Genomic DNA, 14,765 nt, shown 5'->3' with positions numbered 1-14,765 from the left:
TACGATGGAGCCGATCCACGCGCGTAGTTGGTGGATCACCACAACTGAATGCGTTCGCGACTGGGGAAAGCCGGTGGAAATCCGGCGCTGACCTGCAACCGTGAGCAGCTGCCCACCGTGCCGCTGCGAGCCGGACCGCCCACCGCGAGACGTGCACCGCTTCTCACTGTCATGGTCCGCAGCGAAGCCAGCGAACCCCCTTTGGTTCACCGGCCCCTGCCGCTTCCCGTTCCGGGACGCGCGCCAGGGGTTCGTCGTGCGCGGGGGCGTTCTCCGGGCGCACGCGCGGCCCCGGAACGAAAGGCACCCGCGATGGCCGGTGCGGTACGTGTGGTCCGTGCGGTCGTCGCCGTCCTGGCGCTGCTGGCGGTGGCCCTGGGCGGCGGCCCGGTCGCGCCCGCGCCCGCCGCCGCGGTGGACACGGGCCGGGGCAGGCCCGGTTTCTGCCCCGACGGTAACGGCGTGACGGTCGTCGTCGACTTCCGCGAACTGGGCGGCACCACCCTCGTACGGTGCGCCGTCGGCAGCCAGGCGACGGGCCTCGCCGCGCTGAAGGCGGCGGGCATCGAGGTCACCGGGACCAGCCGCTGGGGCGAGTCGTTCATCTGTCGGCTGGAGAACAAGCCGGGCCCGTCCAGCGAGCGGTGCGTCGACACCCCGCCCTCCTCCGCGTACTGGTCGTACTGGCACGCGCCGGACGGCGGCCGCTGGACGTACAGCCAGTACGGCGCGACCTACCGCACGCCGCCGAAGGGCAGCTTCGAGGGCTGGTCGTTCTCCACCGGTCGGGACGAGGACGACGCGCCCGCCCCGCGTCTCGCCCCGCTGCGGCCCTCGTCCTCGAACGGGGGCTCCGGTGACGGCGGTTCGGGCGGCAGTGGCACGGGCGGCGGCTCGACCGGCGGGGGTGGCGGCTCGGTGACCGGCGGTTCCGGCGGTACGGGTCCGGGTGGCGCCGACGGCGGTACGGGCGGCGGTGACGGCGCGGTGGGCGGGCCCGGCGGGAACGACACGTCCGCGACCGGTGGCGACGGCGGTCCGGAGGGCACCGGGAAGGGCGCGGACGGCGGGGCCGACGGCGACCGTGACGGGAAGAAGGGGCCGGGCGCCGGTCCGTCCGGCGCGGACGACCGGGCGGGCGGCGCGCCCTCCCCGGTGGTCACGCCGACCGAGGCGGAGGACTGGACGGGCGGCGAGGACCGTACGGCGGGCGCCGCCGAGGAGCACGGCGACCCGGCCGGGACGGTGTTCTGGGCGTCCGCCGCCGCCGTGCTGGCCCTCGTCTCCGGCGCCCTCAGCTGGCACCGCCGCCGCGCGGAGCGCGCGAACCCGGCGGCGGGCGGCCCCGGTTCGGGCGGCGCGGGCGGTGGCCCCGGCGCGGGGAGCGCCGCGCCGTGAACCCGCCGTGGCGGGCGCTCCCCCGCCCCCTGCACCCCGGCGCGTGGTGGCTGTGGGCCCTGGGCTTGGCCGCGGCGGCGAGCCGTACGGCCAACCCGGTGCTGCTGGCGCTGCTCCTGGCCGTCACGGGGCTCGTGGTGGTGCGGCGCCGTACGGACGCGCCATGGGCGCTGGCCTTCCGCATGTACCTGCTGCTGGGCGCGTTCATCGTCGGCGTGCGCGTCGTCTTCCGGATCGTCTTCGGCGGCGGCGTGGGCGACACCGTCCTCGTCGAACTGCCGGAGATCCCGCTGCCGGAGGCGGCCGCCGGGATACGCCTGCTGGGACCCGTTGCCGCCGAGCAGCTGCTCGGCGGCCTGTACGACGGGCTGCGGCTGGCCACCATGGTCGTCTGTGTCGGCGCGGCCAACGCCCTGGCCAATCCCAAGCGCCTGCTGAAGGCGCTGCCCGGCGCGCTCCACGAGGTGGGCACGTCCGTCGTCGTCACGCTGACCGTCGCGCCGCAGCTCGCCGAGAGCGTCCAGCGCGTACGCCGCGCCCGACGGCTGCGCGGCGGCGCCGGGCGCGGTACGGGCGCGCTGCGCGGCGTCGTCATCCCCGTCCTGGAGGACGCGATGAACCGTTCCCTCTCGCTGGCCGCCGCCATGGCCTCGCACGGCTACGGCCGGACCGGGCACGTACCGGCACGTACCCGGCTGCTGACGGGCACGTTGGTGGTGTCCGGGCTGATCGGCGTGTGCGCCGGGCTGTACGGCGCGATGGACGCGCACTCACCCGCGTACCTCGGCACACCGATGCTGCTCGCCGGACTTGCCCTGGCGGCGGGTGGGTTCGTGCTCGGCGGGCGGCGGGTGCGGCGCAGCAGCTACCGGCCGGACCGGTGGCGCGGCCCCGAACTCCTCGTGGCCGCCTCGGGGATCGGGGCCGCCGCGCTGATGTTCGCCGCGTCCGGCGCGGACGCCGCGGCCCTCAACCCGTCGCTGTCGCCGCTCACATGGCCCGAGGTGACACCGTTGCCCGGGTACGCCGCGCTGCTCGCGGCACTCCCCGCCGTACTCGCCCCGCCGCCGGTCACGGCCGTACCGACCACCGCCTCCACCCCGTCCGTACCCTCCACCCCGTCCGCCCCGTCCGCGCGGGAGGCGGTCTCGTGATCAGCTTCGAACGGGTGACCCTCACCTACGCCGGTGCCGAACGGCCCGCGCTGCGCGACGTGGACCTGCGGATCGACGAGGGCGAGCTGTGTCTCGTCACCGGACGTACGGGAGTCGGCAAGTCGACACTGCTGGGCGCGGTGAACGGCCTGGTGCCCCACTTCACCGGCGGCGAGCTGCGCGGCCGGGTGACCGTGGCCGGGGCGAGCACGGCGGACCGGCCGCCGCAGGAGTTCGCGCACCTGGTGGGCGTCGTCGGACAGGACCCGCTCAGCGGCTTCGTGACGGACACGGTCGAGGAGGAACTGGCGTACGGCATGGAGCAGTTGGCCGTCGCACCGGACACCATGCGCAAGCGCGTCGAGGAGACCCTCGACCTCCTCGGCATCGCCGGGCTGCGGCACCGCGCGCTCCGTACGCTCTCCGGCGGCCAGCAGCAGCGCGTCGCGATCGGCTCCGTACTCACCTCGCACCCCCGCGTGCTCGTCCTCGACGAACCGACGTCCGCGCTCGACCCGACGGCCGCCGAGGAGGTCCTGTCGGCGGTGACGCGGCTGGTGCACGACCTCGGCACGACGGTGCTGATCGCGGAGCACCGGGTGGAGCGCGTGCTCCAGTACGCCGACCGGCTGGTGCACCTGACCGGCGACGGGCGCGTACGGGACGGCGTGCCCGCGGACCTGATGCGGGACTCGGACGTGGCCCCGCCCGTCGTACGCCTCGGCCGCCTCGCGGGCTGGACGCCGCTGCCGCTGTCCGTGCGGGACGCGCGGCGGCGGGCGCCCGCGCTGCGCGAACGGCTGGCGGACGTGCCCCCGGGCCCGGCCTCCCCAGGCGGGCCCGCCACGGGAGCGGGCGGCACGCCCGTGCTCTGCGCGCGGCGGGTCAGCGTGGCGTACGGCGCGACGGTGGCCGTACGGGAGGTGGACCTGGACCTGCCCGCCGGGCAGGTCACCGCGCTGATGGGCCGCAACGGGTCGGGCAAGTCCTCGCTGCTGTGGGCCCTCCAGGGCTCCGGCCCGCGCCACTCCGGCACGGTGTCCGCGGGCGGCCGGGACCCGGGCCGCGTCCCCGCCCGTACGGCGCGCGCCCTGGTCGGACTCGTGCCGCAGAACGCAACGGACCTGCTGTACCTGGAGAGCGTGGACGCCGAGTGCGCCCAGGCCGACACCGAGTCGCAGGCCGGTGCGAACACCTGCCGGACGCTGCTCGACGGCCTGGCGCCCGGCATCCCCGGCGACCGCCACCCGCGCGACCTGTCCGAGGGGCAGCAGCTCGCGCTCGTCCTGGCCGTGCAGCTCGCGGCGGCCCCGCCGGTCGTGCTGCTGGACGAGCCGACCCGGGGGTTGGACTACTTCGCCAAGGAGGCGTTCGCCCGGCTCGTCCGCCAACTCGCCGCCGAGGGGCGGGCGGTGGTGGTCGCCACGCACGACGTGGAGTTCGTGGCGCGCGCCGCCGACCGCGTGGTGGTGATGGCGGAGGGCGAGGTCGTCGCGGACGGCGCGACGGCCGGGGTCGTCGTCTCCTCGCCCGCGTTCGCGCCGCAGGTGGCGAAGGTCCTCGCCCCGCAGGAGTGGCTGACCGTGGAACAGGTCGAACGGGCCCTGCGGGAGACGGCCACCGCGGGTACGGCCCCAGCGGGTGGTCCCGCGTGAGCCCCCGGGACGGCGCGGGCGTCATACGCGCGAACGTGGACCGTGTACGCGCGGGCGACGGCCACGTGCCGCGCGTACTGCCCGTACGGCTGCGCAGCGGCGTCGTGCTGGCGCTGGCCAGCGTGGCAGGGCTGGCCATGTTCTGCTGGCCGCTGTTCGTCGCCCCCTCCCCCGAGGTGACCGCGCACACGACGGACGCGCCGCTGCTGTTCCTGCTGACGCTGCCAGTGCTGCTGGCGGTGGTCCTCGCGGAGATGTCGTCCGGTGGGATCGACACCAAGGCGCTGGCGATGCTCGGCGTGCTCTCCGCCCTCAACGCCGGGCTGCGCCCGCTCGGCGCGGGCACGGCGGGCATCGAGACGGTGTTCTTCCTGCTGGTGTTGGCGGGGCGGGTGTTCGGGCCCGGTTTCGGCTTCGTGCTCGGCTCGACGTCGCTGTTCGCATCGGCGCTGCTGACGGCGGGCGTCGGCCCGTGGCTGCCGTTCCAGATGCTCGCCTCCGGCTGGATCGGTCTGGGCGCGGGCCTGCTGCCGCGGCGCGTGACGGGCCGCGCTGAGACGGCGATGCTCGCGGCGTACGGGGTGGTGGTGGCGTACGCGTTCGGCTTCCTGATGAACATGTGGTTCTGGCCGTACTCGCTGGGCCCCGGCACCGACCTGTCGTTCGTCGCCGGCGCGCCCGTGCTGGAGAACCTGCACCGCTTCGCCGTGTTCACGCTCGTCACCTCCACCGCCGGGTGGGACACCGGGCGCGCGCTCACCAACCTGGTCGCGATCGTCACCGTCGGGCCCGCCGTACTGTCCGTGCTCCGCCGGGCCGCCCGGCGCGCCGCGTTCGGGGCGGCGGTGAGCTTCACGGCGGCGGACGCCCCCGAGCCGGGCGCGGCGGAGGCGGCGGCGGACGCCCCGTCCGCCGGGACCGATCGGAGCCCCGACACATCCACCGACACCGCGCGGCCGGACGGCACGACCGGCGCCCACCTCACGACAGAAGGAGCCTCCCCCGCATGACCGGACCCAGTGACCACGGAGCGGGGACGACGCACCCGCCACGTCCCGCCCGCGTACGGCGCACACCGACGGGCGCGGCGGCGTTGACCGCCGCCGCGGTGGCGGCGGCGCTGCTGCTGCCGGGCGGCGGCACGGCGGCCCGCGCGGACCAGCGCTCCGACCGCGCCCCCGGCACGACTGCCGCGGCCGACACCCTGGTGTCGCCGCCGAAGGCGGCCGCCACCTGGATGGCGGCCCAACTCACCGACGGCGCCCACGCGAAGGGCGACCACGGGCTGACGGCCGACATCGTGCTCGCGCTCGCCGCGACGGGCACCGGCGGCGACACGGCGGACAAGGCCACGGACTGGCTGGAGACGCACGCGGCCGAGTACGTGGACCGGGGCACGCCCGGCAACGTCAACGCGGGCGGCGCCGCCAAACTGGCGCTGGTCGCCGCGGCCACGCACCGCGACCTGGCGGACTTCGGCGACCTCGATCTGCGGGGCACGCTCCTCGGGCGGCTCCAGGACGACGGCAGGTTCACGGACAAGGCGTCGAGCGGCGACATGTCCAACCAGTTCACGCAGTCCCTCGCCGTGCTGGCGCTGGAACGTACGGGTGAACTCCCCTCCAGGGCCGTCGAGTTCCTGGCGAAGAGCCGGTGCGCCGACGGCGGCTACCCCCTGACGTTCAAGGCGGACCCCGCCAAGTGCAAGTCCCACACGGACAGTACGGGTCTGGCCGTGCAGGCTCTGCTCGCGGCGGGCCGTACGGGCGACGCCGCCCACGGCCTGGACTGGCTGGAGAAGCAGCAGTTGCCGGACGGCGGCTTCCGCGACAACGGCTTCGGCACGCCGCCCGGCAACTCCAACTCCACGGCGCTGGACGTGCAGGCGCTCATCGCGGGCGGCCGGGTCGAGGCGGCGGGCAAGGGCACGGCCTGGCTGCGGTCCGTGCAGGTCGGCTGCGACGGGGCCGCCGAGGACCGGGGCGCGGTCGGCTACGCGGAGCCCAAGGCCGACGGCACGGCGCTGCGCGCCACCGCGCAGGCCGTACCCGCGTTGGCCGCCAAGTCGCTGGCGGACGTGGACACCGAGGGCGCGGCACCCGGACTGGAGCCGGTGAAGTGCGGTCCTTCCGGCGGCGACTCCGGCGGTACGGGCGGCGACGGCGGAGCCGGTGACCCGGGCGGCGACGGCGGGACCGGCGGCGCGGGCGGCGACACCGACGGTACGTCCGGGGACGATACGGGCGGTACGGACGGCGGGACCGACGGGGCGACCGGATCCGCCGGTACGGCGACCGGCGGCGCGTCCTCCGACGGCGACGCGGGCGGCTCCGACGGCGGCTCCGGAGACACGACCGCCGGGACCACCACGGCGACCAGCGCCGGGTCCACCGGGTCCACCGGCGGAGGCGGTTCGCTGGCCTCCAGCGGCACCACGGCCCTCGGGGCGGGCGCGGCGGCGGCCGCCCTCCTGCTCGCGGGCGGCGTCACCGTCGTCCTGGCCCGCCACCGCAGGGAGGCCGCACGCGGCTGACCCCTCCGGGCCGAGCCGACCGCACGGGCCCCGTCCGGGACCCCGTCACCCGAACCACCCGCTGCCGTACGGCCACAACGGGCGTCTCCCGACGGTCCGTCGGCACCGTACGCCCTCAACACCCCTGCTCGTACGCCCTGTTGACCTCCGCGAGCGATCGCGGGAGATCCGCGAACCACCACCACACGAAACGAGGAACCGACCCATGGACCGACCCACCACCCGCCGACTCATCCGCAGAGCCGGGCTGTTCACCGCCGCGCTCGCGCTCGTCCTCGGCAGTTCCGCCACGGCCTCCGCAGCCGTCACGGCGGCACCCGCCGCGCCCGCGGCCGCCCCGATCACGGTGAACCTCACCGTGCAGGGCCCCGACAGCACGGTGTTCGACGGAACGGTCAGCACCACCGGCCACGACGTCACGACCGCGTCCGGCGGCACCCACCCCTGCGACGGCACCAACAACGGCGCCAACCCGAGCCCCGGCCCGACGCCCACGGCGGCCCTCGACGACGCGGCCAAGGCGGAGGGCTTCGACTGGGACGGCACCTGGTACGCGTCGTTCGAGGACTACTTCGTCAGCACCGTCGACGGCCACACGGGCGGCGCCGAGGCGTACTGGAACATCTCCGTGAACGGCACCTCCACGCCGGTCGGCGGCTGCCAGTTCCGCATCGAGGCGGGCGACGACGTCGCGTTCACGTGGACGGAGCTGTGACCCGTAGCCGCACGCCACGCCGCGCCCGTACGCGCGACTGAGGCGTACGTACAGCTGACCCGTACGCGGGGCGACCGCAACTCCGCCCCGGCACCGGCGTGTTCGCCCGGTGCCGGGGCGGAGCGCGTACGGGCCGTTCACCTTCTGAACGGCGTACGGAACGATCGCCCGGTTTCCGTCAGCGGCGTTGACACGGGTTGAAGCCACGTCTAGGTTCACGCGCCAAGAGAGCGCTCTCAACTGCCTTCCCCGCCCTCCTCTCCCCACGAGCCTGCGAGGTACCGCACGTGAGATCACCCGTTTCGCGCCCCTTCCTCCACCGCCGGCACAGACCCGTCGCCGTCCTGCTGACGGCGCTGGCGACCGTCGTCGCCGGTACGTACCTGGTGCCGGGCCAGCCGGCCGCGGCGGCCGAGATCCCCGTCGGCAGCGGCAGTTACTCCGACACCCGCCCGGCCGGAACGTCCGGCCCGACCGACAACACCGACCGGCCGGTCACCCCGCAGGTGACCGAGCGGATGGCCGACCGGCCCGTCCCCACCAACGACTGGTGGTCCTCACTGGTCTTCAAGCGCTACCCCGACCAGCCGCACTCGCAGCCCATGTACGGGCACCCCCTCAGCTACCGCGCCGTCTCCGGCGGCCTGGAGGTCGGCTACCCGACCGACGCGGCGATCGTCGGCGAGGGCCGCCAGTACGAGTTCGCGCACAAGGCCGACCTCACGCTCGGCGTGGCCGGGCTCAACTCCCCCGACACCAAGGCCGACGGCTGGTCCGACTGGACGGTCAGCCCGTACTGGTCGGGCGGCGGCAGCACCCTGCGCGCGACGATCGCGCACGGCAGCCCGTACGTGTACGCGGAGGCCACCGGCGGCGCCGCGCAGATCGAGACGGGCGCGGCGCCCAAGGTGTTCGCGGACGACGGCGCCGTCCTCGGCGTGACCGTCGGCGGCCACCACTACGCGCTGTTCGCCCCGAGCGGCAGCGACTGGACCGTGGACGGCACGCGCGTCAGCGCCGACCTCGGCGGCGAGGACTACTACTCGGTGGCCGTCCTGCCCAGCCCCGACGCCCTGGCCGACTACCGCGCGTACGCCTACAGCTTCGTCACCGGCTCCACCGTCGACTGGGACTACGACGCCGCCGCCGGGAAGGTCGACGCCACGTACACGCTGGAGACCGAGGCCCGCGAGGGTACGGAGACCGGCACCCTCCAGGCGCTCTACCGGCACCAATGGCAGCACACCTCCGACGAGTTGACCGCGTACGAGTACGTGTCGCCGCGCGGCACGATGAAGGTGCGCGCGGGCGGCTCGTTCACGACCTCGCAGGACGTCACGGGTGTACTGCCCGCGCTGCCCGAGACGGACGGCGTCGACAAGGGGCAGCTCGCCGCGCGCATCGACGAGGTGGTGAACTCCGCCGACCCGTTCAACGGCGCCACCGACACGTACTGGACCGGCAAGGCCCTCGGCCGACTCGCCCAACTCGTGCCGCTGGCCGAGCAGTCGGGCAACGACGGTGCCCGCGACAAGCTGCTGACGCTGCTCAAGGAACGCCTCCAGGAGTGGCTGACGGCGGGCGGCGCCTCCGAGTTCAGCTACGACCCCGAGTGGCGGACACTGACCGGCTACCCCGCGTCGTACGGCAGCGACAAGGAACTCAACGACCACCACTTCCACTACTCGTACTACGTGATGGCCGCGTCCGTCGTCGCCCGCTACGACAAGGCGTGGGCCGCCGACTCCGCCTGGGGCGGCATGGTCGAGGAACTCATCGGTGACGCGGCCAACTCGGCACGGGACGACGACCGTTACCCGTTCCTGCGCGGCTTCGACGTGTACGCCGGGCACAGTTGGGCCGCCGGGCACCAAGGGTTCGCGGCGGGCAACAACCAGGAGTCCTCGTCCGAGTCGATCAACCTCAGCGCGGCGATGGTCATGTGGGGCGCCGCGACCGGCGACACCTCCGTGCGCGACCTCGGCGTCTACCTGCTGACGACGGAGGCCGAGGCGATCCGGCAGTACTGGTTCGACGGCGACCAGGAGGTCTTCCCCGAGGGCTACGGGCACCAGACGCTCGGCATGGTCTGGAGCAACGGCGGCGCGTACAGCACCTGGTGGACCGCCAACCCGGAGGAGATCCACGGCATCAACGTCCTCCCCGTGACGGGCGGTTCGCTGCACCTGGCCCGCGACAAGGCCGCCATCGACCGCAACCTCACCGAACTGGAGCGGGAGAACGGCGGACCCGCGCAGGAGTGGCGCGAAATCCTGTGGGAGTTCCGGGCGTTGAGCGACCCGGCGGCGGCGAAACAAGCGTACGACGCGGACCCGAAGGCGTACGAGCCGGAGGCGGGCGAGTCCTGGGCGCACGTGGACCACTGGATCAACACCCTTGCCACGACCGGTGCCCCGGACACCTCGGTGACCGCCGACAGCCCGACGGCGGCGGTCTTCGAGAAGGGCGGCACCCGCACGTACGCCGCGCACAACTACGGTGACGGCGAGCAGACGGTGACCTTCTCCGACGGCAAGACGCTGACGGTGCCCGCGCGTTCGTCGGCCGTCGGCACGGGCTGACGGCACGGGCTGACCAGCGCGCCACCCGGGTACGGTGGCGGGCCCGTCGACGGACCCTCCGCGGTCCGTCGACGGGCCCGCCGCCCGCCGCCTCCTCCGGATACGCTGTGCCGTCCCCCTCTTCCCGACTCCCTTTCCACGCACCTGACTTGGAGGCCCCGGTGGCACCGTCCGAACTCGACCGCCTGCTGCACACGCACCTGCGGAAGGAGACCGTGAAGGCGGCGCTGCCCGCGTACACCGGCCTGGGCTTCAGCCGTATCGTCCTCGCGGTCACCGACCGACGCGTGCTGGCGGTGCGGAGCGCGTACTGGTCACTCAAGGACAAGGGCCTCGCCTGGGCCGACCCGGTGGACGAGGTGGCGCTGGGCGAACTGCCGCACGAGCTGCGGACGAAGGGCACCTACACCGGCAACACCTACGTCCACCTCCGCCGCGCCGACGGCACCACCCTCAAGCTCAACCCGCGCAACGGCTTCGCGGGCGACCACGAGGGCACCCGCCGCAACGTCCGCGCCCTCTACGACGCGATCCCCACCCGCTTCTGACCCCCACCCAAGTCCCGACCGGGGAACGGGACTTCGTACGTCCCGACTCCGTCGGGTACGGGCGGTTCGTCGGTGGGAGCGGCCACCCGTCTCACCCGGTTTCCGTGCCCCCGTCGGGCTGGCCGTGTGGTGGCTTCCCCGGCGTCGCGGCGGACTCCGTACGCGCGCCCTCGCCCGTTCCCGTAGCGGCGGTGTTCGGGGGTGCGAAGGCGGGGGCGTCCGAGCCGACGTGGAGGGCGCGGCCGATGCGCGCCGGTACGTCGAAGCCGACCATCAGCGCCACCACCGTCGTGAGCACCGCGGCGAGTCCGGTCAACGCCGTGCCCAGGTCGGTGCGTTCGGCCAGGGAGGCGCCCGCGAGGGGGGCGACGGCGCCGCCGAGGGCGCCGACGTTGTACGAGAAGCCGAGGCCCGCCGCCCGTACGCGCGTCGGGAAGTGGTCGGCGATGTACTTCGGCAGCAGCCCCGAGATGCCCTGGCTGAACGCCTGCATCACGAACAGGAACAGCCACAGCAGCACCACGTTCCCCGAGTCCAGCGCGAACACCGGGAACACGAAGCCCAACGACAGGAACAGCCCGAAGACGTACGTGCGCCGGGTGCCGAAGCGGTCGCCGACGACTCCCGCGAGGCAGGACCCGGCGGCGTATCCGAGACCCGCCCAGGTCAGCGCGTCGGAGACCTGGCCCGCGTCGTAGCCCAGGTCGGTCTTGAGGTACGTCGGCAGGAGCGACTGGATGGGCCACGAGTACAGGAACGCGCAGAACGTGGTGACCATGACGGCGAGCGTCACCGGCCAGAGCGCGCCCGCGAGTTGGACGGTGAACGCGACGAGGCCGAGTACGACGACGGCGATCAGCCAGGGGTACGCGCAGCCCGCGTTGCCGCTGAAGAGGAGCACCAGGGCGGTGGACAGCACCACAGTGAGCCCGCCGTTGGTCAGCCTGCGGCCGGGCGCGAGCAGCACCGACGACGTCGTGACGTCCGGCCGGTCACCGACCTCGGCCTGCCACTCGGCGGCCTCCGGGAGCGCGCGCCGCAGGTAGAGGGTGAGGGCGACGGGCACGATGCCCGCGTAGAACAGCCAGCGCCAGCCCGCGGCGGGCACGATCACCTCGTAGGCGAGGGCGGCGACGACGGTGCCGATGGGGTAGGCGGAGAGCAGGAAGCCGGTGGCGCGGTTGCGCATGGACTTCGGCCAGGACTCCATGACGTACGTGGCGCTGGACCCGTACTCGCCCGCCATGCCGATGCCGACGAGGGCGCGGAAGGCGAACAACGACCAGTAGCCCCAGGCGAATCCGCACATGCCGCTGCCGACCGAGAAGGCGAGGATGGCGAGCAGCATGGCGGGCTTGCGCCCGTACCGGTCCCCGATGGCGCCGAGCAGCAGCCCGCCGAACCACCGGGAGACGAACGCGGCCGAGACGAGCGTCGCGGCCTTCGTGAGGCTGATGTCGAAGTCGTCCGCGATCTCCGTCAGGACGAGGGTGATGAGGACGAAGTCGAAGCCGTCGAGGAGGTAGCCGAGCCAGGCGGCGAAGAACGCCTTGCGCTGCCCGGCGGAGAGGCCGCGGAACGAGTCGGGTGCGGGCGGGTACGACGTGGCCACGGGCGGACCTCCGGTGGGGGCGGAAGCGGTGCGGGCGGGGTCAGGCGGTTCGGCACTGGCGAGGACATGGGACGTCCTATGTCCGGGCAAGGTACGCCGGGTGGGACGCGCGCGCCAGCGCCCCGCGCCCACCGGTTCGCCCAAGTCGGAGGCGGAGGCGGAGGCGAGGGACGGGGTGCGCGAACGGGAGAGGAGCACGCGCGGCGCACCCGTACGACGCCACGCACATCCCACCACCGACCAGCGCGCCGCCACGCTAGTCCGGCACCGGCCGCCCGCCGGATCCCGCGTCGGGCCGCTCCTCGCGTGCCCGGAGGTACGTGTCCAGGGCGGCGGCACCCGCCAGCATCGCCCGGCCGCGGGCCGAGAGCCGGTCGTGCCAGCCGCGGAGGGTGGCCTCCAGCGGCTCCGGGCCGCCCGCCGCGCGCACCTGGTCGATCAGTGGGGCGATCTGCTCCAACAGGTGCCCGCCGCGCCGCAGTTGTCGCACCAGCCGGGCGTCGCGGGCCGCGGCGCCGTCGTACACCCGGTAGCCGGTGACGGGGTCGCGGCGCGGGCGTACCAGCCCGGCGCGCTCCCACTTGCGGAGCGTCGCGGGCCGTACGTCCAACTCCCCCGCCAGCTCCCCGATGAAGCGGGTGGCGGACGGGGGCGCGGTCCGGCCGCCGCGTGCGGACGGCGGCTCCGGCGCGGGGTCCGGCGCGGGGTCCGGCGCCGGACCCAGGTCGCGGAGGGCGCGCTCGACGGAGCGCAACGTGCGCCGGTCGTCGAGGAGTTGGGCGTGCCCCTGGTCGACGAGGTGCAGCGCCTCGTCGGTCGCGCCCTCGTTGACCGCGCACAGGATCGCGGCCGCCCGCTGGTGCCCGTGGCCGGGCAGCAGCGCGAGGAAGGCGTGGAGGGCGTACGCGTGGAGCTGGCCGTACGCGCGGTAGCCGGACGGGGTACGGGCGGCGGCGGGGAGGATGCCCGCGGCCTCGTAGTTGCGTACGGCCTGCGTCGACAGGCCGTGCCGTCGTGCCAGGTCGACGGGCCTGAGGTGTGCGCCGGTTTGAGGGTTGGGCGCCACAGTTCTCCCCTCAGTACGGGGTTGTTCGGAGGAAAGTCTCCACCGAAAGTTCAACGATAGCGTTCAAGGCATGACCATCGACCTCAAGGACTCCGTCCGTCCCCTCGACGCCACCGCCCTCCTCCGGCTCCTCCCGGAGCGTCCCCACGTCCTCGCCCTGGGCGAGCCCACGCACGGCGAGGACGCGCTCCTGGAGCTGCGGAACGACCTCGTCCGGCAGCTGGTGGAGGAGGGCGGCTACGGCACGGTCGCCCTGGAGAGCGACTGTCTGCGCGGGCTGGCCGTGGACGCGTACGTCACCCGTGGCGCGGGCACCCTCGACGGCGTGCTGGAGCACGGTTTCAGCCACGGCTGGGGCGCGTCCGCCGCCAACCGCGAGCTGGTGCGCTGGATGCGCGCGCACAACGCCCGCGCGGACGCCGAGGGGCGGCCCGCGTCGGCGCGGGTGCGCTTCGCCGGGTTCGACGGCCCGCTGGAGATCAGCGCGGCCGAGAGCCCTCGGCAGGCGCTCACCGGCCTGTACGCGTTCCTCGCCGCCCGTCTGGACGCGGACCTGCTGCCCTGTACGGAGGCGGCGCTCGGCCGCCTGCTCGGCGCCGACGAACGGTGGACGGACCCGGCGGCCATGACGGACCCGTCCCGTTCGGTGGGGCGGTCGGCGGACGCGGTCGAACTGCGCCTGCTCGCGGACGACTTGGCGACGCTGCTGGAGGCGGAGGCACCGCACCTGTCGGCGCCCTCCGGGGGCGGAGAAGCCGGGGGCGACGGGGAGCACGCGGACGCCGGACGCACGGAGGCCGGACGCACGGAGGCCGGGCACGCGGAGGCCGGGCACGCGGACGCCTGGGACCGCGCCCGCCTGTACGCGCGTACCGCCACCGGCCTGCTGCGCTACCACGCCGCGATGGCCGACGACTCCCCGTCCCGCATGACGCGGCTGTGCGCGCTGCGCGACGTGCTGATGGCCGCCAACCTGGCGGCGCTCGTGGAGCGCGGTCCTCTGCTCGTGCACGCTCACAACTCCCACCTCCAGCGGGGGCGCAGCAGCATGCGCATGTGGCAGGGCCGGGTGGAGTGGTGGGGCGCGGGCGCGCTCACCGCCGCGCGCCTCGGCGGCCGGTACGCCTTCGTGGCCACCGCCGTCGGCACCCTCCGCCACCAGGGGGTGGACGTGCCGCCGCCGGAGAGTGTCGAGGGCCTGCTGTACGGGCTGCCGGAGGACCGGCAGCTGGTCGACCCGGCGGCGCTGGCCGCCGCCCTCGGGGGTACGCCGCCCGCGCCCCGCGAGTCGCCCTGGTTCGGCTACGCGCCGTTCGACCCGGCGCTGCTGGCGGGTACGGACGGGCTCGTGTACGTGCGGGACGTCCCGGCCCGCCCCCGTACGGTGCCTGGCTGGGACGCGCCGCGCGTGTGACACTGCTGGCGACTGCCGTTTCCGACGAACCGCCCGCCTCGCGCGCCCGCGACCGTCCGCGCGCGGTGGGCGGCGGCGCCCGCGTCCC

Annotated in this window: 11 protein-coding genes and 1 riboswitch; of the genes, 9 read left to right on the top strand and 2 right to left on the bottom strand. The window is 74.7% G+C overall.

Features of this window, described 5'->3' with window-relative positions:
* Positions 1 to 14: 14 nt before the first annotated feature.
* A riboswitch (cobalamin riboswitch) is annotated at positions 15 to 159 on the top strand.
* 153 nt (positions 160 to 312) lie between these two features.
* The 8 genes from D7M15_RS25935 to D7M15_RS25900 all read left to right on the top strand — a co-directional run bounded on the left by D7M15_RS25935 (position 313) and on the right by D7M15_RS25900 (position 10,585).
* The gene (locus tag D7M15_RS25935; protein ID WP_206337425.1) at positions 313 to 1,398 is read left to right on the top strand and encodes a hypothetical protein; all 1,086 of its coding nucleotides are present in this window, start codon (positions 313 to 315) and stop codon (positions 1,396 to 1,398) included.
* The gene (locus tag D7M15_RS25930) at positions 1,395 to 2,552 is read left to right on the top strand and encodes a CbiQ family ECF transporter T component (protein ID WP_240649493.1); all 1,158 of its coding nucleotides are present in this window, start codon (positions 1,395 to 1,397) and stop codon (positions 2,550 to 2,552) included. The genes D7M15_RS25935 and D7M15_RS25930 overlap by 4 nt, the downstream gene beginning before the upstream one ends.
* On the top strand, positions 2,549 to 4,207 hold the full coding sequence (locus D7M15_RS25925; protein WP_121519707.1) for an ABC transporter ATP-binding protein: 1,659 nt from the start codon (positions 2,549 to 2,551) through the stop codon (positions 4,205 to 4,207). Before D7M15_RS25930 ends, D7M15_RS25925 begins: the two co-directional genes overlap by 4 nt.
* A 65-nt stretch (positions 4,208 to 4,272) precedes the next feature.
* Positions 4,273 to 5,217 carry an ECF transporter S component gene (locus D7M15_RS25920; protein ID WP_121521412.1) on the top strand — a complete coding sequence of 315 codons (945 nt, stop codon included), beginning with the start codon at positions 4,273 to 4,275 and terminating at the stop codon, positions 5,215 to 5,217.
* The gene (locus D7M15_RS28630) at positions 5,214 to 6,740 is read left to right on the top strand and encodes a hypothetical protein (RefSeq protein ID WP_165906330.1); all 1,527 of its coding nucleotides are present in this window, start codon (positions 5,214 to 5,216) and stop codon (positions 6,738 to 6,740) included. Before D7M15_RS25920 ends, D7M15_RS28630 begins: the two co-directional genes overlap by 4 nt.
* A gap of 205 nt (positions 6,741 to 6,945) precedes the next feature.
* Positions 6,946 to 7,455: a DUF4430 domain-containing protein gene (locus D7M15_RS25910; protein WP_121519706.1), complete on the top strand. Its 510-nt coding sequence runs from the start codon at positions 6,946 to 6,948 to the stop codon at positions 7,453 to 7,455.
* Between the two features lie 344 nt (positions 7,456 to 7,799).
* Positions 7,800 to 10,037 (top strand): glycosyl hydrolase, encoded by a 2,238-nt coding sequence (locus D7M15_RS25905; protein WP_240649742.1) that lies wholly within the window; start codon positions 7,800 to 7,802, stop codon positions 10,035 to 10,037.
* Positions 10,038 to 10,198: 161 nt separating this feature from the next.
* Entirely contained in the window at positions 10,199 to 10,585 is a 387-nt protein-coding gene (locus D7M15_RS25900; protein ID WP_121519704.1) for a hypothetical protein, read from the top strand.
* A 91-nt stretch (positions 10,586 to 10,676) separates the two neighbouring features.
* Here the strand turns inward: D7M15_RS25900 and D7M15_RS25895 are convergent, their stop codons facing one another.
* The gene (locus D7M15_RS25895; protein WP_121519703.1) at positions 10,677 to 12,197 is read right to left on the bottom strand and encodes an MFS transporter; all 1,521 of its coding nucleotides are present in this window, start codon (positions 12,195 to 12,197) and stop codon (positions 10,677 to 10,679) included.
* Positions 12,198 to 12,453: 256 nt separating this feature from the next.
* On the bottom strand, positions 12,454 to 13,263 hold the full coding sequence (locus D7M15_RS25890) for a TioE family transcriptional regulator (protein ID WP_121519702.1): 810 nt from the start codon (positions 13,261 to 13,263) through the stop codon (positions 12,454 to 12,456).
* A 70-nt stretch (positions 13,264 to 13,333) separates the two neighbouring features.
* Between D7M15_RS25890 and D7M15_RS25885 the strand changes: the two genes are divergently transcribed.
* A complete protein-coding gene (locus tag D7M15_RS25885) occupies positions 13,334 to 14,677 on the top strand; it encodes an erythromycin esterase family protein (protein ID WP_121519701.1) in 1,344 nt (447 codons plus the stop codon).
* The last annotated feature ends 88 nt before the right edge of the window (positions 14,678 to 14,765 follow it).

The organism is Streptomyces sp. Z26 (assembly GCF_003665095.1).
In the GTDB taxonomy this organism is placed as follows: Bacteria; Actinomycetota; Actinomycetes; order Streptomycetales; family Streptomycetaceae; genus Streptomyces; species Streptomyces phytohabitans.
Note: the sequence above shows the minus strand (reverse complement) of the source record. Positions and strands in the feature narration are given on the sequence as shown.